General features: G+C 74.0%; 15 protein-coding genes. 13 read left to right on the top strand and 2 right to left on the bottom strand.

Annotated elements, in window-relative coordinates; genetic code table 11:
* Positions 1-132 precede the first annotated feature (132 nt).
* A complete protein-coding gene (locus HFV08_RS24810; RefSeq protein WP_168542607.1) occupies positions 133-975 on the bottom strand; it encodes a DUF4097 family beta strand repeat-containing protein in 843 nt (280 codons plus the stop codon).
* 154 nt (positions 976-1,129) lie between these two features.
* On the bottom strand, positions 1,130-1,642 hold the full coding sequence (locus HFV08_RS24805; protein ID WP_168542605.1) for a hypothetical protein: 513 nt from the start codon (positions 1,640-1,642) through the stop codon (positions 1,130-1,132).
* 352 nt (positions 1,643-1,994) lie between these two features.
* Here HFV08_RS24805 and HFV08_RS24800 point away from each other — a divergent pair, with 352 nt between their 5' ends.
* The 13 genes from HFV08_RS24800 (at position 1,995) to HFV08_RS24740 (ending at position 17,950) form a co-directional block, all read left to right on the top strand.
* Entirely contained in the window at positions 1,995-2,333 is a 339-nt protein-coding gene (locus tag HFV08_RS24800; protein ID WP_168542603.1) for a YnfA family protein, read from the top strand.
* 183 nt (positions 2,334-2,516) lie between these two features.
* Positions 2,517-3,287 (top strand): SDR family NAD(P)-dependent oxidoreductase, encoded by a 771-nt coding sequence (locus HFV08_RS24795; RefSeq protein WP_040249776.1) that lies wholly within the window; start codon positions 2,517-2,519, stop codon positions 3,285-3,287.
* A gap of 5 nt (positions 3,288-3,292) precedes the next feature.
* Positions 3,293-3,559: a hypothetical protein gene (locus HFV08_RS24790; RefSeq protein WP_168542472.1), complete on the top strand. Its 267-nt coding sequence runs from the start codon at positions 3,293-3,295 to the stop codon at positions 3,557-3,559.
* 112 nt (positions 3,560-3,671) lie between these two features.
* Positions 3,672-4,292: a TIGR03086 family metal-binding protein gene (locus tag HFV08_RS24785; protein WP_246342006.1), complete on the top strand. Its 621-nt coding sequence runs from the start codon at positions 3,672-3,674 to the stop codon at positions 4,290-4,292.
* Positions 4,293-4,458: 166 nt separating this feature from the next.
* Positions 4,459-5,634: an LLM class flavin-dependent oxidoreductase gene (locus HFV08_RS24780; protein WP_168542601.1), complete on the top strand. Its 1,176-nt coding sequence runs from the start codon at positions 4,459-4,461 to the stop codon at positions 5,632-5,634.
* Positions 5,631-6,311: an FMN reductase gene (locus HFV08_RS24775; protein WP_168542599.1), complete on the top strand. Its 681-nt coding sequence runs from the start codon at positions 5,631-5,633 to the stop codon at positions 6,309-6,311. Before HFV08_RS24780 ends, HFV08_RS24775 begins: the two co-directional genes overlap by 4 nt.
* 312 nt (positions 6,312-6,623) lie before the next feature.
* Positions 6,624-7,829 carry a glycosyltransferase gene (locus tag HFV08_RS24770; protein WP_312885815.1) on the top strand — a complete coding sequence of 402 codons (1,206 nt, stop codon included), beginning with the start codon at positions 6,624-6,626 and terminating at the stop codon, positions 7,827-7,829.
* Between the two features lie 342 nt (positions 7,830-8,171).
* Positions 8,172-10,355 carry an RNA polymerase recycling motor ATPase HelR gene (gene helR, locus HFV08_RS24765; protein WP_168542595.1) on the top strand — a complete coding sequence of 728 codons (2,184 nt, stop codon included), beginning with the start codon at positions 8,172-8,174 and terminating at the stop codon, positions 10,353-10,355.
* 252 nt (positions 10,356-10,607) lie between these two features.
* Positions 10,608-12,632: an NAD-binding protein gene (locus HFV08_RS24760; protein ID WP_168542683.1), complete on the top strand. Its 2,025-nt coding sequence runs from the start codon at positions 10,608-10,610 to the stop codon at positions 12,630-12,632.
* Between the two features lie 575 nt (positions 12,633-13,207).
* Positions 13,208-14,959 (top strand): thiamine pyrophosphate-binding protein, encoded by a 1,752-nt coding sequence (locus HFV08_RS24755; protein WP_168542593.1) that lies wholly within the window; start codon positions 13,208-13,210, stop codon positions 14,957-14,959.
* The gene (locus tag HFV08_RS24750; RefSeq protein WP_168542591.1) at positions 14,931-15,584 is read left to right on the top strand and encodes a DUF8713 domain-containing protein; all 654 of its coding nucleotides are present in this window, start codon (positions 14,931-14,933) and stop codon (positions 15,582-15,584) included. Before HFV08_RS24755 ends, HFV08_RS24750 begins: the two co-directional genes overlap by 29 nt.
* Positions 15,581-16,579, top strand: a complete 999-nt coding sequence (locus HFV08_RS24745; protein ID WP_168542589.1) for a 3-oxoacyl-ACP synthase III family protein — start codon at positions 15,581-15,583, stop codon at positions 16,577-16,579. Before HFV08_RS24750 ends, HFV08_RS24745 begins: the two co-directional genes overlap by 4 nt.
* 45 nt (positions 16,580-16,624) lie before the next feature.
* Positions 16,625-17,950 carry an aminotransferase family protein gene (locus HFV08_RS24740; RefSeq protein ID WP_168542587.1) on the top strand — a complete coding sequence of 442 codons (1,326 nt, stop codon included), beginning with the start codon at positions 16,625-16,627 and terminating at the stop codon, positions 17,948-17,950.
* The last annotated feature ends 38 nt before the right edge of the window (positions 17,951-17,988 follow it).

The raw sequence follows: 17,988 nt of genomic DNA, 5'->3' as shown, positions 1-17,988 counted from the left end.
ACAAAAGAAGGCATGGGGCCCTCCGTTCGAAGGCTGGGTGGATGAGGGGGAGGGGTGGAGGGATGCGTGCGGGAGGGGGTGGGCTCGCCGGGCGGGAGCGGGGGCGGTGCGTCCTCGGACCCCCGCGCGTGCTCAGGCCTTGGCGCGCCGGATGTCGATGTTGCCGTGCCGGGTGCGGGCGCGGATCTTGACGGTGTCCTCGCTCTCCTCCGGGCTCCCGGCGGCGGTGAGCGTGTTGCGCACCTGCCCGGAACCGGAGCTGACGTCCAGCCAGGCGGCCGTGCCCTCGCGCACACCGACCTCGATGGTGCCGTTGGAGGTCTCCAACTGGACGGTGCCGCGGGCCACTTCACCGATGCGCAGGGTGCCGTGGGCGGTGGTGGCGGTGACCGAGTCCGCGGCGCGGGCGATCTCGATGTCGCCGTTGGCGCCGCGCACCCGGAGCTCTCCGCGCGCGGTGCCGACGAGGGTGGTGCCGTGCGAGTTCTTCAGCTCGGCGGCGCCCTCGACGAGGCCGAGGCGCAGGCTCCCGGAACTGGTGGTGATCTCGGCCGCGCCCTCGACCCGCTCCACGGTGATCGAGCCGTGCGCGGCGTTCAGCCGTACCGCGCCTGCGGTGTCGAGGCGGACGTCCCCGGAGGAGATCTTGGCGCGGACCTCGCCGAGCCGCCCCTCGCCGAGCACCTGGACCCAGGCGCCGGTCACCTCGACGCCCGAGCCGGCGGGCAGTTCGACCGCCACGTCGACGGTGCCGGTGCGGCCGAACAGCCCGGGCTTGGGCATCCGCACCTGCAAGGCGCCGTTCGCACAGGTGACCCGGGTCTGCTCGGCGGCTCGTACGTCCTGGTCCCGATTGGGGTCGCGGGGCCGCACCTCGACCAGGGTGTCGACGCGGTCGCTCGCGGTGAACTGGAGGGATCCGGCGTCCACATGGGCGGTGACCGAGATCGGTTCGGGGGTGTCGAAAGCAGGCATGGCTGTCCCGTCCTCTGGGCTCTTCGGGGCGTCCCCGCTGGTGGGACGTGGTGTGGGTGTGGCGGTGAACTGGGGCCTCGAAGGCTCGAGTTGACCTGGTACGAGTGAAGTGGCGTGTCCGGGTGGGGAGTCGGCCGGGCGTGGCGGGCTGCGGCTAGCGCACCCAGCCCGTGAAGCTCTGGCCGACCGTGCGGGCCTTCTCCGGGGCGGGCGGCCGGGTGCCGCCGTCGACCGCGGCCGAAACCGCCCGTACCAGCCAGGAGTTGACCGAGAGCCCCTCGCGGTTCGCGGCCTCCTCGGCGCGGGCCTTGAGGGGGGCGGGCAGGCGCAGGTTGACGCGTGCGGTGCCGCCCTCCTCGCCCTCGGCGGGCGGCTGCGCCGCGGCGGCTGGCGCGGGGCCCGCCGCGGTGGTGTCGCCCTCGGCGGGCGGCGGTGTCACCACGAAGTCGGGGTCGAGACCGCGCAGCCGTACGTCGACGGAGCCCGGGGCGAGCTCGCGGGTGATCTCGTCCATCGCGGCGGAGAGCACATGGAGCATGGTCAGACGGGTCGCCGACTCCAGCGGGGCGGTGAGCCGCTCGGCCAGGGCGCGGGCTTCGTCCCCACCGGCTTCGGCGGCCACCGCGAGTTCGCGGCGGAGAGTGTCGACATAGGGCGTGAGGTCCATGGCGTCATAGTGGCACCACTTTGGCGCTACGCGCAAGCCTGTGTGGTGTCTTCGCGGGACGGGGCAGGGGTGGGTGCGCGGGAATGGATGGCGATCGGCTCTCTGGGCTGGGATTTTGTGCGGGTGGGATGCTGCCGCGAGGTGATGCGGAAGTGCTTGCGTCCGGCCTGATGGAGAAGTCGGAGCCCTCTGGTGGCGTCCCGAGTGGCACCCGTGTGGCGCCATCGTGGTGTCGTATGGCGTCACCTGCCGCCACGTGATGCCACGTAGGCGTCAGCCTGGTGCCAGCCGACGCCCGCACACCGGACGGCGCTGCCGACCCTCCGCCGCGACCGTCTGGAAGGCTGCCCCCATGTCGATCCTGCGTTCCGTGGTCCTCTTCGTCGTCGCCGCGCTCTTCGAGATCGGGGGCGCCTGGCTGGTGTGGCAGGGCGTGCGGGAGAGCCGGGGCTGGGTGTGGGTCGGGGCCGGGGTGGTGGCGCTCGGGCTCTACGGCTTCGTGGCCACGCTCCAGCCGGACGCGGAGTTCGGGCGGATCCTCGCCGCGTACGGCGGGGTCTTCGTCGCCGGTTCGCTGGTCTGGGGGATGGCGGCCGACGGCTACCGCCCCGACCGCTGGGACGTCCTCGGCGCGCTGATCTGCCTCGCCGGGATGGCCGTGATCATGTACGTGCCGCGCGGCGGGCGTTGAGCGGACCCGTGGCGCGAGGTGCGGCGCCCGGGGCCCTGACCGCGGTGAGGGCGGCGCCCCGGCCACTGTGAGAACCGGCACCCCGGCCCCCGCGCCCCCGGTCCGCCGGTGCCGCCCGCCTATCCTGGGTGCGGATCGCGCGCCCGTACGAGCGAGGGCGCCCCGCCGGACGAGGAGCACCGTATGACCGCCGCGCAGGATTCCGCCCGTACCGCCGTGGTGACCGGCGCGAGCAGCGGGATCGGGGCGGCGACGGCGCGGCAGCTGGCCGCGGCCGGGTTCCGGGTGGTGCTGACCGCGCGCCGCAAGGACCGCATCGAGGCGCTTGCCGCGGAGCTGCGGGAGTCCGGCGCCGAGGCCGTGGCCCAGCCGCTCGATGTCACCGACCGCGGCGCCGTCGAGGACTTCGCCCGCTCGCTCGGCTCCTGCCACGTCCTGGTCAACAACGCGGGCGGCGCCCTCGGCGCGGACCCGGTGGCCTCCGGCGACCCCGCCCAGTGGCGGCAGATGTACGAGACCAATGTGCTCGGCACCCTGCACGTCACCCAGGCCCTGCTGCCCGCCCTGACCGCGAGCGGCGACGGCACCGTGGTCGTCCTCACCTCGACCGCGGGGCACGGCACCTACGAGGGCGGCGCGGGCTATGTGGCCGCCAAGCACGCCGAGCACGTCCTCGCCGAGACACTGCGCCTGGAGATCGTCGGGCAGCCGGTGCGGGTGATCGAGGTCGCGCCGGGGATGGTGAAGACCGAGGAGTTCGCGAAGACCCGCTTCGGCGGCGACGAGGAGAAGGCCGAGAAGGTCTACGCGGGTGTCGCGGCGCCGCTGACCGCCGAGGACGTCGCCGAGACGATCACCTGGGCCGTCGACCGCCCCTCCCACGTCAACATCGACCTCCTGGTGGTCCGCCCCCGTGCCCAGGCCTCCAACAGCAAGGTCCACCGGGAGCTGTGAGCGCGGTGACCGGGACGGGAGGCGGCGGCACGGGTCCGGCCGGGGGCGAGGAGCGGGATCCGGCGGCCGATGCTCCCGCGCGCGCCGACGCCTCCGCCCGCGCCGATATCCCTTCCCGCGCCGACGCCCCCGAGCCCGAGGCGCAGGCCCGGACGCGGCGCGCGCACCAGAAGCACAACGAGCGGTACGCCTGGTGGGCCCTCGCCTACTTCCTGTTCGGTCTCCACATCGTCGCCTTCGTGATGATCTACGCGGTACGGCACGCGAAGTAGCGGGACTCCGGCCGCTTGTCCGTGGGGCCGTGGGGGTGCCGCGGGCCGGCCGGACAGGTCCCGGTCGCGTCTGTCCGGGGCTGGGGCGCCCGCTGCTCGTACCGTCGTCGGCATGAGCGACCTGCCGAAGATGCCGTCCTTCTCCGCCCCCAGCCGGGGCATCGCCGACTACCTCGCCGCCGCTGCGGACCACTGCGTCCGGGTGGTGCACGGGATCGCCGACGAGGACCTCGGCCGCCCCACACCCTGCCCCGACTACGACGTACGCCGACTCACCGACCACCTCATCCAGATGTCGGAGCAGTTCCAGCTGCTGGCCCGCAAGGAGGACTCCGACTTCGGCACCACCCCCGGCAACGCCGGTGTCCGGCCGGACTGGCGGGAGCACTTCGCGCGCGAGTGCGAGGGGCTGGTCGCCGCCTGGGCCGAGCCCGGCGCCGAGGAGGGCACCACCGGTTCCCTGGAGATGCCCGCCGCGACCGTCGGCCGGATGGCGCTGCTCGACCTCGCCGTGCACGGCTGGGACCTGGCCCGGGCGACCGAGCAGGGTTACGTACCGGATCCGGGCGGCCTCGGAGTGGTACGGGAGCTGCGCGAGACCATGGCGGCGATCGGCCCGACCGGCCGCAGCATGGGCGCCTTCGGACCGGCCGTGCAGGCGCCCGCCAACGCCACCGAGTGGGACAAGCTGCTCGCCGAGACCGGCCGCGACCCGCACTGGAGCCGCGGCTGAGCCGGTCCGCGCCCGGCGGTGGAGGAGCGCCGGGGCCGGTCGCGCGGACCGGTTCCGGCGCTTTTCCGGTCCCGGCCCCGCGGCGGCCGGTCGGCAGGAATAGTCGTGGGGGCGCCTCCGTTCCAGGGTGTAGTTGAATCGTCAACAATCTGGGAAGTGAGCGGTCATGCAGTTCGGGATCTTCAGCGTCGGCGACGTCACACCGGACCCGGTGACCGGGCGTACGCCGAGCGAGCACGAACGCATCAAGTCCATGGTCACCATCGCGCAGAAGGCCGAGGAGGCGGGCCTCGACGTCTTCGCGACCGGCGAGCACCACAACCCGCCCTTCGTGCCGTCCTCGCCCACCACCATGCTCGGCTGGATCGCGGCACGCACCGAGAACCTGATCCTGTCCACCTCGACCACGCTGATCACCACCAACGACCCGGTGAAGATCGCCGAGGACTTCGCGATGCTCCAGCACCTCGCCGAGGGGCGCGTCGACGTGATGATGGGCCGCGGCAACACCGGCCCGGTCTACCCCTGGTTCGGCAAGGACATCCGCGACGGGATCCACCTCGCGGTGGAGAACTACGCCCTGCTGCACCGGCTGTGGCGCGAGGACGTGGTCACCTGGGAGGGCAGGTTCCGTACGCCGCTCCAGTCGTTCACCGCGACGCCGCGACCCCTGGACGGGGTGCCGCCCTTCGTCTGGCACGGCTCGATCCGCTCGCCGGAGATCGCTGAGCAGGCCGCGTACTACGGCGACGGCTTCTTCCACAACAACATCTTCTGGCCCAAGGAGCACACCGCCCAGATGGTCCGGCTCTACCGGGAGCGCTGGGCCCACTACGGGCACGGCACCCCCGAGCAGGCCGTCGTCGGACTCGGCGGCCAGGTCTTCATGCGCCGCAACTCCCAGGAAGCGGTACGGGAGTTCAGGCCCTACTTCGACCGGGCGCCGGTCTACGGCGGCGGCCCCTCCCTGGAGGAGTTCTCGGCGCAGACCCCGCTCACGGTCGGCTCGCCGGAGCAGGTCGTCGAGAAGACGCTCTCCTTCCGCGACTACGCGGGCGACTACCAGCGGCAGCTGTTCCTGGTGGACCACGCGGGGCTGCCCCTGAAGACCGTCCTGGAGCAGATCGACATGCTCGGCGAGGAGGTCGTCCCCGTGCTGCGCAAGGAGTTCGCCAAGGACCGGCCCGCCGGGGTGCCGGAGGCGCCGACCCACGCCTCGCTGCTGCGGGAGCGGGCGGCGCGGGCGGCCGGGGAGCCGGAGCTGTCCGTGAGCGGGCAGGCGTCGGGGAGCGCGCGGGCGTCCGCGAACGGGAACGTGGAGTCGGAGGTGGAGAACACATGACCAGGATCGTCGTGGTCTCGGGCGGGCTCGGCTCGCCCTCCTCGACCCGGCTGCTCGGCGACCGGCTCGCCGAGGCGGTGCGCCGCGCGGCGGGGACCGGGCCGGACGGCGCGGCCCCGGTCGAGGGGGAGACCGTCGAACTGCGCGACCTCGCCGTGCCCCTCGCCCACCACCTGCTCACCGGCTTCCCCGGGCCCGAACTGGGCGCGGCGCTCGACAAGGTGGCCTCGGCCGACGGCATCATCGCGGTGACCCCGGTCTTCTCGGCCTCGTACAGCGGGCTGTTCAAGTCCTTCTTCGACGTGCTCGACCCGGACGCGCTCACCGGCAAGCCGGTGCTCATCGGCGCCACCGGCGGCACCCCGCGCCACTCCCTCGTGGTCGAGCACGCCCTGCGTCCGCTCTTCGCCCACCTGCGGGCCGTGGTGGCGCCGACCGGCGTCTACGCGGCCTCGCAGGACTGGGGCGCCGACGGCCTGGCGGAGCGCATCGACCGGGCGGGCCGTGAACTCGCCCTGCTGGTACGGGAGTCGGCGCCGGGCACGGCGGCCCCGGGCGCTACCGCCCCCGAGCGGGAATCCGGCGCGGAGTCCGGGCAGGGCTTCCCAGCGGAGTCCGTGCAGGGCTTCCAAGTGGTGCCGTTCGCCGAGCAGTTGGCGGCGGTACGGGCGGCCTGAGCGGGGACCGGCGGACCAGCGGACCTGCGGGTCGCCGGATCGCCGGTTCGGTGGATCGGGGCGGCCGAAGCTGAGCTGCCCCGTACACAGAGCTGCCCCAGGTCGCACGGAGCACGTCGGGGCAGTCGAGGGCAAGCCGCAGGCAAGGTGAAGCCCAGGCGGGGGAGGGGAGGAAGGGCGGCGAAAGGAGGAGACCCACTCCTTGCCACTCTCAACGTATAGCGCACTGGGGGGCTTGCGGCAAGGCCCCCGTTGTCCCGCAAGATTGGCGGCCGAAGCCAGGACCTGCGGAAACGGGAGTACGAAGTGCGTGTGGTGCTGTCGACCTACGGGTCGCGCGGAGATGTGGAGCCCCTGGTGGCGCTCGCGGCGCGGCTGCGGGAGCGGGGCGCGGAGGTGCGGGTGTGCGCGCCGCCGGACGAGGTCTTCGCCGCGCGGCTGGCCGAGGCGGGCGCCCCGCTGGTGCCGGTCGGGCCCTCGGCGCGGGCGCTGACCGTGGCGAAACCGGGGCCCGCCGGGCTGCCCCAGCGGGCGGCCGCGCTGATCGCCGGGCAGTTCGAGGCGGTCACCGAGGCCGCCGAGGGCGCCGACGTGCTGATGGCGACCGGCATGATGCCCGCCGCGGCCGGGGCGCTCTCGGTGGCCGAGAAGCTGGGCGTCCCCACGGTCTCGGTGACCTTCCAGCAGCTCACCCTGCCCTCGCCGCACCACCCGCCGCTGGCCTATCCGGGGCGGCCCCTCCCGCCGGAGGTGACCGACAACAAGGCGCTGTGGGAGCTGGACGCCGAGACCATCGACCTGCTCTTCGGCGAGGCGCTCAACAGCAACCGGGAGTCCTCCGGGCTGCCGCCGGTGGCGCATGTCCGGGACTACGTCGTCGGCGAGCGGCCCTGGCTGGCCAGTGACCCGGTGCTCGACCCCTGGCTGCTCCCGGCCGACCTCGACGTCGTCCAGACCGGCGCCTGGCTCACCCGGGACCGGCGCCCGCTCCCGGAGGAGCTGACGGCCTTCCTGGACGCGGGGGAACCGCCGGTCTACGTCGGCTTCGGCAGCATGCCGCTCGGCACCGCCGCGGAGGTCGCCGGGGCGGCCGTCGAGGCGGTCCGCGCGCGGGGCCGCCGGGTACTGCTCGGGCGCGGCTGGGCGGACCTGGACCTCAGCGAGGACCGGGCGGACTGCTTCGTCCTCGGCGAGGCCAACCACCAGGCGCTCTTCCCCCGGGTCGCCGCCGTCGTCCACCACGGCGGCGCCGGCACCACCACCGCGGCCACCCGGGCCGGTGCGCCCCAGGTCGTCGTCCCCCAGGCCGCGGACCAGCCCTACTGGGCCGGCCGGGTCGCCGCCCTCGGCATCGGCGCGGCCCACGAGGGCCCGACGCCCACCTATGCCTCCCTGTCGGCCGGACTCCGGGTCGCCCTCGCTCCCGAGACTGGGGAACGCGCGACCGCCCTGGCGGGTGCGATCCGTACGGACGGAGCAGAGGTGGCGGCCAAGTTGCTCTTGGAAGCGGCGACTTGAGGGGGCGGGTGCTGCTAGGCGTGCGGCGGACATCCTCGGTGTGCGCCGCGGCCTCGTACGTTCCTGTCGTCAAGTCCCCCTATGGCATTCGCACTTGGGGTCTTCGGGTCAAGTCCCCATCCCACGGCCGTACTTGACGGCCAAGCCCCCGGCCGGCTCCCGTGCCCTGACTGCACTTGAGACACCTCGCCAAGTCCACCCACCGCGGCTCCACTTGCGATGACGCGCCGGTCAAGTCCACCCGCGATGCCTGCACTTGCGGGCGAACCCGCGAAGCCCTCCCGCCCCACCCGCACGTGAAACACCCCCGGCCCCCGCGGCCCCCAGAACGGAGCTGTACCAGTGAAACCCCCGCCCCGCCCCACTGCCGCCACCACCTCCACCGGCGCCCGTACCAGCGCCTTCGAGCTTCCCGAGCGGCTCGCGGCCAAGGCCGATCCGGCGCTGATCGCCCGTGACGAGGAGCACTTCGCGGCCGTCGAGGCCTGCCTGGCGGAGTCCATCGGCGAACTGTCCGAGCAGCTCGCCGCCGAGCTGAGGGCGCCCGGGGGCGCGGGGCGGCAGGCGATGGACCGGGATGTGGAGGTCCACCGGCTCAGCGGACGGCTGCGCGCGCTGCGCCGCTTCGGTCTCGACCTGTGCCTCGGGCACATGGTCGCGGCGGACGGCTCCGCACCGGTGTACGTGGGGCGGCTCGGCCTGAAGGACAGCGCGGGCCGGCGGCTCCTGGTGGACTGGCGCTCCCCGGCCGCCGAGCCCTTCTTCGGGGCCACCCACGCCCGCCCGATGGGCCTGGCCAGCCGCCGCAGATACCGCTGGACCGGCGGTCGGATCAGCGACTACTGGGACGAGGTCTTCACCGCCGAGGGCTTCGCCGGGCATGCCGCGCTGGACGACCAGTCCGCCTTCATCGCCAGTCTGGGCGGCCACCGTTCGGCCCGGATGCGGGATGTGCTCGGCACCATCCAGGCCGACCAGGACGCCATCATCCGGGCCGGTTCGCAGGGCGCCCTCGTGGTGGACGGCGGCCCCGGCACCGGCAAGACCGTGGTCGCCCTGCACCGCTCGGCCTATCTGCTCTACGCCGACCCCCGCCTCGGCCACCGCCGCGGCGGAGTGCTCTTCGTCGGCCCGCACCAGCCGTACCTGGGCTATGTCGCCGATGTGCTGCCGAGCCTCGGCGAGGAGGGCGTGCGGACCTGCACCCTGCGGGACCTGGTGCCCGAGGGTGCCGAGGCGGTGGAGGAGTCCGACCCGGAGGTGGCCCGGCTGAAGTCCGCCGCGGACATGGTGCGGGCCGTCGAGACGGCCGTACGGTTCTACGAGGAGCCGCCCACCGAGGCGCTGACGGTCACCACCCCCTGGTCCGAGGTCCGGCTCGGCCCCGAGGACTGGGCCGCGGCCTTCGAGGCGGCCGAGTCGGGCACCCCGCACAACGACGCCCAGGACCAGGTCTGGGAGGAACTGCTCACCATTCTGACGGACCGTCACGACGAGCAGGTGCCGACCGAGCTGCTGCACCGATTCCTCACCCACCACCGGGAGTTGGTGACCGCCCTGCACCGCGCCTGGCCGCTGCTCGACCCGGCCGACCTGGTCGGGGACCTGTGGACGGTGCCCGCCTATCTGCGGATGTGCGCGCCCTGGCTCGCCCCCGAGGAGGTACGCAGGCTGCGGCGTCCGGAGGGCGCGGCCTGGACGGTGTCCGACCTGCCGCTCCTGGACGCGGCCCGGCAGCGGCTCGGCGACCCCGAGGCGCCGGTGCGCAGGCGGCGGCAGCGCGCCTCGCTCGCCGCGCAGCGCGCGCGGATGGCCGATGTCATCAGCGACGCGGTCGCGGCCGATGCCGACGGCGAGGGCGCGGTGACCATGCTGCTCGGGCAGGACCTCCAGGACACCCTGGTCGACGAGAGCGGGCTGCCCGGGGCCGAACCGGAGCCGCTCGCCGGGCCGTTCGCGCACATCGTGGTCGACGAGGCGCAGGAACTCACCGACGCCGAGTGGCAGATGCTGCTGCTGCGCTGCCCCTCCCGGAGCTTCACCATCGTCGGGGACCGCGCCCAGGCCCGGCACGGCTTCACCGAAACCTGGGCCGAACGCCTCGCCCGGGTCGGCTTCGACCGGATCGGCCTGACCTCGCTGAGCGTCAACTACCGCACACCGGAGGAGATCATGGCGGAGGCCGAGCCGGTCATCCGAGCCGTGCTACCGGACGCCAATGTGCCCACCTCGATCCGCAGCGGCGGCGTCCCCGTCGTGCGCGGCTCCCGCGCGGAACGGGACACCGTCCTCGGCACCTGGCTCGCGGCGCACCCCGACGGCACCGCCTGTGTCATCGGCGACCCCGGCTTCCGCGGAAGCGACCGGGTGCGCTCGCTGACTCCCGTACTGGCGAAGGGACTTGAGTTCGACCTCGTCGTCCTCGTCGACCCGGAGAAGTTCGGCGAGGGCATCGAGGGCGCGGTCGACCGCTATGTGGCGATGACCCGGGCGACGGGGCGACTCGTGATCCTCACGGGCAGTTGAGTGCTGCGGCGCATGCCGCCCCCCGGCCTTCGGTGCCCCCGTCGTCGGCCTGCCCGCCTCGTCCCGTCAACTCCCGCTCCCGGAAGGTAGGTTCAGGGGACCGTACGGCCCCGTACCAGGAGAGGACGCATGGCTTCCGAGCGAGGACGCACGGCACCCGAACGCGGGCGGGCGCCCTCCGAGCGTGCCCGGACGGCCTCCGAGTGGGGGCGGACGGCCTTCCGCCCGCAGCCGCCGCCCGAGGCGCCCGGCATGATCGTCTGCGGGGACGACGCGCTCGCGCACCGGCTCGGCACCGAGCTGGCCGAGGTCTACCGGGTGCGGACCACCGTCGTCGTCGCCACCGACACCGCGCTGCCCGGCGAGGGCGCGCGCGAACGCGGATTCGCGGGCGGCGGCGCGGCGGGCCGGGCGGCGGCGCTGCTCGGCCGGATGACCACGGCGATGGCCCGCGGCACCGCCGCACCGGCGAACGGCCACGCGGGACACGGGAGTTCGGGCCCGGCGGATGCCTCGGGGCACGAGCCGCAGGGCGGCCCCGGCGCCCGCGAGGGCGTGCCGCGGCAGGGCGGCGGGCAGCGCGGGGCGGCCCGGCCGGTGCCCACCGCCGAGGCGCAGGTCCTGGTGGCGCCCACCGTGGACGACGCCCTCCTGGTACGGCTCGGCGTGGAGGAGGCGAGCGCGCTGGCGCTGGTCTTCGAGGACGACGAGCTGAACATCCACACCGCGCTGCGGGCCCGCCGCCTCAACCCCCGGCTGCGCCTGGTCATCCGGATGTACAACCGCAAGCTCGGCAGCCATCTGGAGGAGGTCCTCGACCAGGCCGCCGTGCTCGGCGACCCGAGCCTGGACGCCGAGGCCCTGGACGCCACCACCACCGTCCTCTCCGACGCCGACACCGCCGCCCCGGCGCTCGCGGCCACCGCCGTCGCCGGCACCCGCAAGATCGTCCAGGCCGACGGGCTGCTGCTGCGCGCCGTCGAACGCACCCCCGCCGACCAGGACGAAAGTGCCGGGCAGGGCCTGTGCACCCTCGCCCTGCTCTCCTCCACGGCGGGCGACCCCGCGGGCAGCGAGGGCTCCGACAGCAGCGGCACCGAGGGCCCGCTGCTGCTGCCGGACGAGGAGACGGTGGCCCGGGCGCGCGGGCGGGCCGCCGTGGTCCTGGACACCGTCGCCGCCCCGGCCGCCAGGCGCTCCCGCCCGCAGCGCCTGGTGAGCCTGGCTGCCCCGATCTCCTCGCTGCTCTCCCGGCGCCTGAACTGGTCGCTGGCCGCGATCCTCCTCCTGGTCGTCGCCCTCGGCGTGGCGGGCTGGCTCACCACCGGTGAACACCCCCTGCACGCCGCCTACTTGTCCCTGCTCGACCTGCTCGCCATCGGCGACCCCGCGGACGGCGAGCCGGTCAGCCGCCAGATCCTGCAACTCCTCTCCGGCTTCGTCGGACTGCTCCTGCTGCCGGTCCTTGTGGCCGCGGTCCTGGAGGGGCTCGGCACCTTCCGCACCGCCTACGCGCTGCGCCGCCCGCCGCGCGGCCTGTCCGGCCATGTCGTCCTGCTCGGCCTCGGCAAGATCGGCAGCCGGGTCCTCGGACGGCTGCGCGAACTCGACATCCCGGTGGTCTGCGTGGAGGAGGACCCCGAGGCGCGCGGGGTGCCGCTGGCCCGCAGACTGCGGGTGCCCACCGTGCTCGGCGACGTCACCGAGGAGGGCGTACTGGAGGCGGCGAAGGTGCACCGCGCCGCCGCCCTGCTCGCCCTGACCAGCTCCGACACCACCAACCTGGAAGCCGTCCTGTACGCCCGCGGGGTCAAGCCCGACCTCAAGGTCGCCCTGCGCCTGTACGACGACCGCTTCGCCACCGCCGTCTACCGCACCCTGCGCGCCGCCCACCCCGAGGGCCTGACCCGCAGCCGCAGCGTGACCACCCTGGCCGCGCCCGCCTTCGCCAGCGCCATGATGGGCCGTCAGATCCTGGGCGCCATGCCGGTGGAGCGCCGGGTACTGCTCTTCGCCGACCTCCAGGCGGGCGCCCACCACCAGCTCAGCGAGCGCACCGTCGGCCAGGTCTTCCGGCCCGGCGTCTGGCGGGTCCTCGCCCTGGACACCGAGGCCGAGGAGGCCCCGTCCCGCCCCGAGACCCCGCACGGCACCGCCCGCGAGCCCCGGCTGCTGTGGGACCCGCCCGCCGGGTACGTACTGCGCCCCCAGGACCGGGTGATCCTCGCGGCCACCCGGCAGGGGCTCGCCGAACTCCTGCTGGACGCGGGGGAGTAGCCCGGCCGCGGCCGAGGAATTCCCCGGCCGCTGCCGGAGAATGAGGAAGGGCGGCCTTCTTTGTCCACCGGACGGGGAAGGAAGGCTCTTCGGCAGACCGCCCGGGAATCGAGTCCGCGGTTTCGAGGGGGAATCGGTCCGGCAGCTGCCCGGGGAATCGGGATATCCCTGCCGATGCGTGCGGGAATGCCCACGCGTGCGGGAAAGGGAACGGCTTGCGGTAGGCGGCCGGGCACCCCGCGCGGGGAGCACGCCGCGAACCACTGACCCCTGCTGCCGGTCTCCGGCCGCCCCTGACCGGCCGAAAGCCCGCGACGGGGCCCGCCGCCGGGCGCCGGTTCCCGGCGGATCGGGGCCGCGGGGAACACTAGTGAAACTTGCAGACCGGTCGCCCGGGACCATTTGGGCGCCCCTCTCCCGGGCTAGGTTGTGCATTGCCCGGCCCGCCGCCGAGGACCGCTTCCCGCTGTCTTCCACGGCGCTCCGGCGCGATGTCCGGCTCTTTCCGAGAAACACCGGAAGGAATAGCACAGTACGTTCACGGGCCCGGTCTTCGGAGCCTCAAGGGAGACGTCATGCGAAAAGGTCCCCCACGCGTCGCCGATTACGTCATCTCCTCCCTGGCCGACCAGGGAACCGACCACGTCTTCGGAGTGGGCGGCGCGAACATCGAGGATCTCTACGACGCCGCCCACCTCTCCGGCGGGCGGGTCACGGCGGTCGTCGCCAAACACGAGTTCTCCGCCGCCACCATGGCCGAGGGCTACCACCGCACCTCCGGCCGCCTCGGCGTGGCCATGGCCACCTCGGGCGCCGGCGCGATGAACCTGGTCCCGGGCCTCGCGGAGGCGTACGCCGCGCGCATCCCCACCCTCGCCCTCGTCGGCCAGCCGCCCCGCCCCCTGGAGGGCCGCGGGGCCTTCCAGGACTCCAGCGGCCTCGCCGGCACCTTCGACGCGGTCGACCTCTTCAGGCCCCTCACCCGCTTCTGCGCCCGGGTCGACGACCCGGCGGACATCGGCAAGCTGCTCGCCGAGGCCGTCGCCGCGACCCGCGGCCCGTGCCGGGGACCGGCCGTACTGCTGCTGCCCAAGGACGTGCAGCAGGCCACCGTGGACCAACTGCCTTCCCTGGACCAGCTGTTGGCCGAGCCGGACCGGCCCGCCGCGGCGGCGGGCAACCGGACGGCCGCGGCACGGATGCTCACCGGCGCCGCCGCGAGCGGGGCCGGGGTCCTGGTGATCGCCGGGGACGGCGTCGGCCGCGCCGGGGCCCGGGCCGAACTCGCCGAACTGGCCCGGCTCCTGGGAGCTTCGGTGGCCGTGACCCCGGAGGCCAAGGACGCCTTCGACAACGGCGATTCCCGGTACGCGGGCGTCGCCGGAACCATCGGACACCCCACGGTGCGGCGGCAGTTGGAGCGGGCGGCCCTGTGCGTCCTGGTGGGCACCCGGCTGCCGGTGATGGCGCGGGCCGGACTCGAAGCGGCCCTCGACGCCACCCCCCTGGTCTGCTTCGACCCCGAAGCGCCCTACCCCGGGGCGCTCCGCGCGGACGCACCGGTCGTCCATGTCGACGGCGATCTGCGCACCGAACTGCGCGCCGCCGCCGAGGCCTTGGCCGCGCTGCCCGACCGCGGGCCCGGGGGACCGCCGTCCGGCGGACCGGAGTACCTGGTGGCACCGCGCCCCGACTCCCCCGGGGTGCGCCTGGACGACGCGGTGCGGGCCATCGAGTCCGCGCTCCCGGACGGCGCCACCGTGGTCTCCGACGCCGGGAACGCCAGCTCGGCGGTGATCCACCATCTGAGCGTGCCGCGCGAGGGCCAGTTCGTCCTCGCCCTCGGCATGGGCGGCATGGGGCACAGCTTCGGCGCCGGGATCGGCGCCGCCTTCGGCACCGGCCGGCGCGCCTACGTACTCTCCGGCGACGGCGGCTTCTACGCGCACGGCATGGAGCTGCACACCGCCGTCGAACACCAACTGCCCGTCACCTTCGTGGTGTTCAACAACAACGCGCACGCGATGTGCGTGACCCGGGAGCAACTGCTCTACGCGGCCGACTACTCGTACAACACCTTCCGGCCCGCCGACCTCGCGGCCGGGGTGGGCGCGATGTTCCCCTCGCTGCGCACCGCCACCGCGACCACCGCCGAGGAACTGCGCCGCGCCCTGCTCGCCGCGAACGAGCGCACCGGCCCCGCGCTGGTCTGCGTCGAGGCCGACCCGGACGAACTGCCCCCGTTCCTGCCGTTCCTCAAGCTGATCGACGACCGCGCCACCTCTTCAGGAGCACATGATGACGACCGCGTCACACCAGTTGGCTGACATCCCCGGGCTCGTCCGGTGCGAGACGCACAGCGTGCCGGACATCCTCGCGCGGGCCACCGGGATGACCCGCACCGCGTACCCGCACGAGGAGGTGTACGGCGACTACTGCACCATCCAGCAGTACATCGACTGCCCGCCCGAGGACGTCTTCGACTACCTCTCGGACATCAACACCCTGGACGAGTACTCCGTCAGCACCCGCGCCTTCGAACCCGCGGGCGAGCCGGGGCTGTTCGTCGGCTGGGACACCCTGGCCGAGAACACCAGGATCTATATGCGGATCGAGCCCAACCGCGAGGCGCTGACGCTGGACTACCACTGCGCCTGGGACCAGGGCGAGGAACTCTGGATGATCTACCTCTTCCGGATCGTCCCCGCCGAGCAGGTGCTCGGCAAGCCGGGCTCGGTGGTCCTGTGGACCAACTGCCACCACCCGAACTACGACAAGAACCCCTACCCCGAGCTGTCCCCGGACCCGGAGCGGATCTGGGTCGGCGACCTGTGGCCCCTCTTCTACGCCGGCCACCGCATCGAGCTGGAGAACCTCAAGCGCATCCTGGAGTACCGCAGCGGCCGGGGCCTGCCCCTCGCGGTCGCCCCCGGTCCGGAGGCCGCCGCGTGATCCCGGTCAGCCTGGTCGACGTGGACAGCTACCTGCCCGAGCGCAGCGTCGGCACCGAGTTCTACACGGGCGGGAGCGCGCAGGACTCCGAGGGCGCGATGTTCGGACCGCCGCTCGCCCGGCGGCACGCCGCACCCGAGGAGAGCGCCACCGACATGGCGGTGGCGGCGGCCGGACCGCTTCTGGAGCGCCGCCGCGCGCGCGGCGACGGGCCGCTGGACGTGCTGCTCACCAATGTCGCGCTGCCGGACAGGGCGTTCACCGGGGCGGGCGCCGACATCGCGGCCCGGCTCGGGCTCGACCCGGTGCCCGAGTGGATCATCGACGTGCACAACAGCGGCTGCGCCGCCTTCGTCCACCTGATGAAGATCGGCCGGGCCCTCATCGCCTCGGGCCAGGCCCGCACCGCGCTGATCTGCTGTGTGCAGAACATGGCCGGCCAGGTCTTCGCCCGCCCCGGCGTCCGCGGCCGCAAGCACGCCCCGGTGCCCGGCGACGGCTGCGGCGTCGGCTACCTCACGGCGGGCGACGAGTCGCCGATCCTGGACGTGGTGACCCACCACGGGGTCGAGTACGCCAACGACATGAGCCTCTCCGCGGACACCCGCAAATACTGGGAGCCCGGCGAGGGCGAGATCGACATCGGCTTCACCGACAGCAAGGTCGAGCAGATCGTCGCGCGGGGCAACCAGCTCGTCCCGCAGGTGACCAGGGAGCTGTGCGAGCGCCTCGGCACCCCCACCACCGACATCGACCTCCTCGTCACCAACCAGCCGAACCGGATGTTCCTCAGCAACTGGCGCCAGGACCTCGGTCTCAAGCCGGAACGCCACCCGGACACCTTCGACCGCTACGGCAACCTCTTCGGCGCGGGCATCCCGGTGACGCTGACCCACGCCCGCGACGAGGGGAGCCTCCGCAAGGGCGACCTCGTCGTGCTCTCCGGCTTCGCGCACGCCGGGGACTTCGCCGCCGCTGCCGCCGTGCGCTGGTAGCCCCCGCCGCCACCCGCCCGACCGCCACCCCTCTGGAGCCCGCCGATGACCGACACCCCGCCCGCACCCACCGCGCCGCGCCCCGCCGGAGAGGAACTGGCCGAGCTCGACCGCCGCCACCTGCTGCACCCCTGGACCCCGTACGGCGTCGGCGACCAGCTGGTGCTGGTCGAGGGCAGCGGGGTCGAGGTCACCGACGCGCACGGCAACACCTATCTGGACGGGCGCAGCGGCCAGTTCAACGCCACGCTCGGCTACAGCCACCCGCGGGTGGTGGCCGCCCTGACCGAGCAGGCCGGCAAGCTCATGACGTACGCCCTGCTCGGCTCGTCCAACGAGCCCGCGGTGCGGCTCGCGGCCCGGCTGGCCGAACTGCTCGGCGAGCCGGACGGGCGCACCCTGTTCTGCAACTCCGGTTCGGAGGCCACCGAGGCGGCCATCCGCATCGTGCGGATGTACCACGCCCTGCGCGGCCAGCCGCAGCGCACCACGGTGCTCTCGCTCGCCGACAGCTACCACGGCACCACCCTCGCCGCCGCCGCGATGTCCGGTTCCCCGCTCGCCTGGACGGGCTGCGGCCCGCTGCCCGAGGGCTTCGTACGGGTGCCCACCCCCGGCTCGACCGTGCGCGACCGGGGCGAGGTCCGGCCCGGCGCGGAGGCCCTGGAGGAGGCGATCCTCGCCCAGGGCGCGGAGAACGTCGCCGCCTTCTTCGTGGAGCCGGTCCTCGGCGTCGGCGGCATCCGCCCGCTGCCCGCCGGATATCTGCGCGCCGTCCGGGAGATCTGCGACCGGCACGGGGTCCTGCTCGTCGTCGACGAGGTGACCACCGGCTTCGGCCGCACCGGCGAGTGGTTCGCGCACCGCCGCGAGGGCATCCGCCCCGACCTGCTCACCCTGGGCAAGGGACTCGCCGCCGGATACGTGCCCTTCGCCGCCGTCACGACCACCGCGGAGATCGCCGAGGCCTTCGCCGCCGACCCGATGCTCGGCGGCCTGCGGCACGGCCACACCACCAGCGGGCACGCCCTGGGCGCGGCGGTCTCGCTGGCCGTCCTGGAGACCATCGAGGAGGAGGGCCTGATCGAGCACGCCGCCGCCATGGGCGAACGCCTCTGCGGCGGCCTCACCGACCGGCTCAAGGACCTGGAGGGCGTCAGCGACGTCCGCGGCGTCGGCCTCTTTGCGGGCATCGAGTTCGACACCTTCGACCGCGCCACCCAGGTGATGCTGGGCTGCCTGCGCGCCGGGGTGATCGTCCGCAGCGAGGGCCCGGTCCTCGCCGTCGCCCCGCCGCTGATCGTGAACGCGGCCCAGATCGACCGCATCGTCGACACCCTCCACCGGGCGACGACGGCCGCCACGGGCTGAGGTCGGGAGGCAGGTGGCGGGGGCCGCCCGACGCGAAG

Source organism: Streptomyces physcomitrii (assembly GCF_012273655.1).
In the GTDB taxonomy this organism is placed as follows: Bacteria; Actinomycetota; Actinomycetes; order Streptomycetales; family Streptomycetaceae; genus Streptomyces; species Streptomyces physcomitrii.
This window is presented reverse-complemented; position numbering and strand designations above follow the sequence as displayed.

Coding starts and splice junctions, on each gene's coding strand:
- HFV08_RS24750 (WP_168542591.1), top strand. CDS start 14,931: ATGACGACCGCGTCACACCAGTTGGCTGACATCCCCGGGCTCGTCCGG.
- HFV08_RS24740 (WP_168542587.1), top strand. CDS start 16,625: ATGACCGACACCCCGCCCGCACCCACCGCGCCGCGCCCCGCCGGAGAG.
- HFV08_RS24755 (WP_168542593.1), top strand. CDS start 13,208: ATGCGAAAAGGTCCCCCACGCGTCGCCGATTACGTCATCTCCTCCCTG.
- HFV08_RS24775 (WP_168542599.1), top strand. CDS start 5,631: ATGACCAGGATCGTCGTGGTCTCGGGCGGGCTCGGCTCGCCCTCCTCG.
- HFV08_RS24795 (WP_040249776.1), top strand. CDS start 2,517: ATGACCGCCGCGCAGGATTCCGCCCGTACCGCCGTGGTGACCGGCGCG.
- HFV08_RS24780 (WP_168542601.1), top strand. CDS start 4,459: ATGCAGTTCGGGATCTTCAGCGTCGGCGACGTCACACCGGACCCGGTG.
- HFV08_RS24760 (WP_168542683.1), top strand. CDS start 10,608: ATGATCGTCTGCGGGGACGACGCGCTCGCGCACCGGCTCGGCACCGAG.
- HFV08_RS24785 (WP_246342006.1), top strand. CDS start 3,672: ATGAGCGACCTGCCGAAGATGCCGTCCTTCTCCGCCCCCAGCCGGGGC.
- HFV08_RS24805 (WP_168542605.1), bottom strand. CDS start 1,642: ATGGACCTCACGCCCTATGTCGACACTCTCCGCCGCGAACTCGCGGTG.
- HFV08_RS24810 (WP_168542607.1), bottom strand. CDS start 975: ATGCCTGCTTTCGACACCCCCGAACCGATCTCGGTCACCGCCCATGTG.
- HFV08_RS24800 (WP_168542603.1), top strand. CDS start 1,995: ATGTCGATCCTGCGTTCCGTGGTCCTCTTCGTCGTCGCCGCGCTCTTC.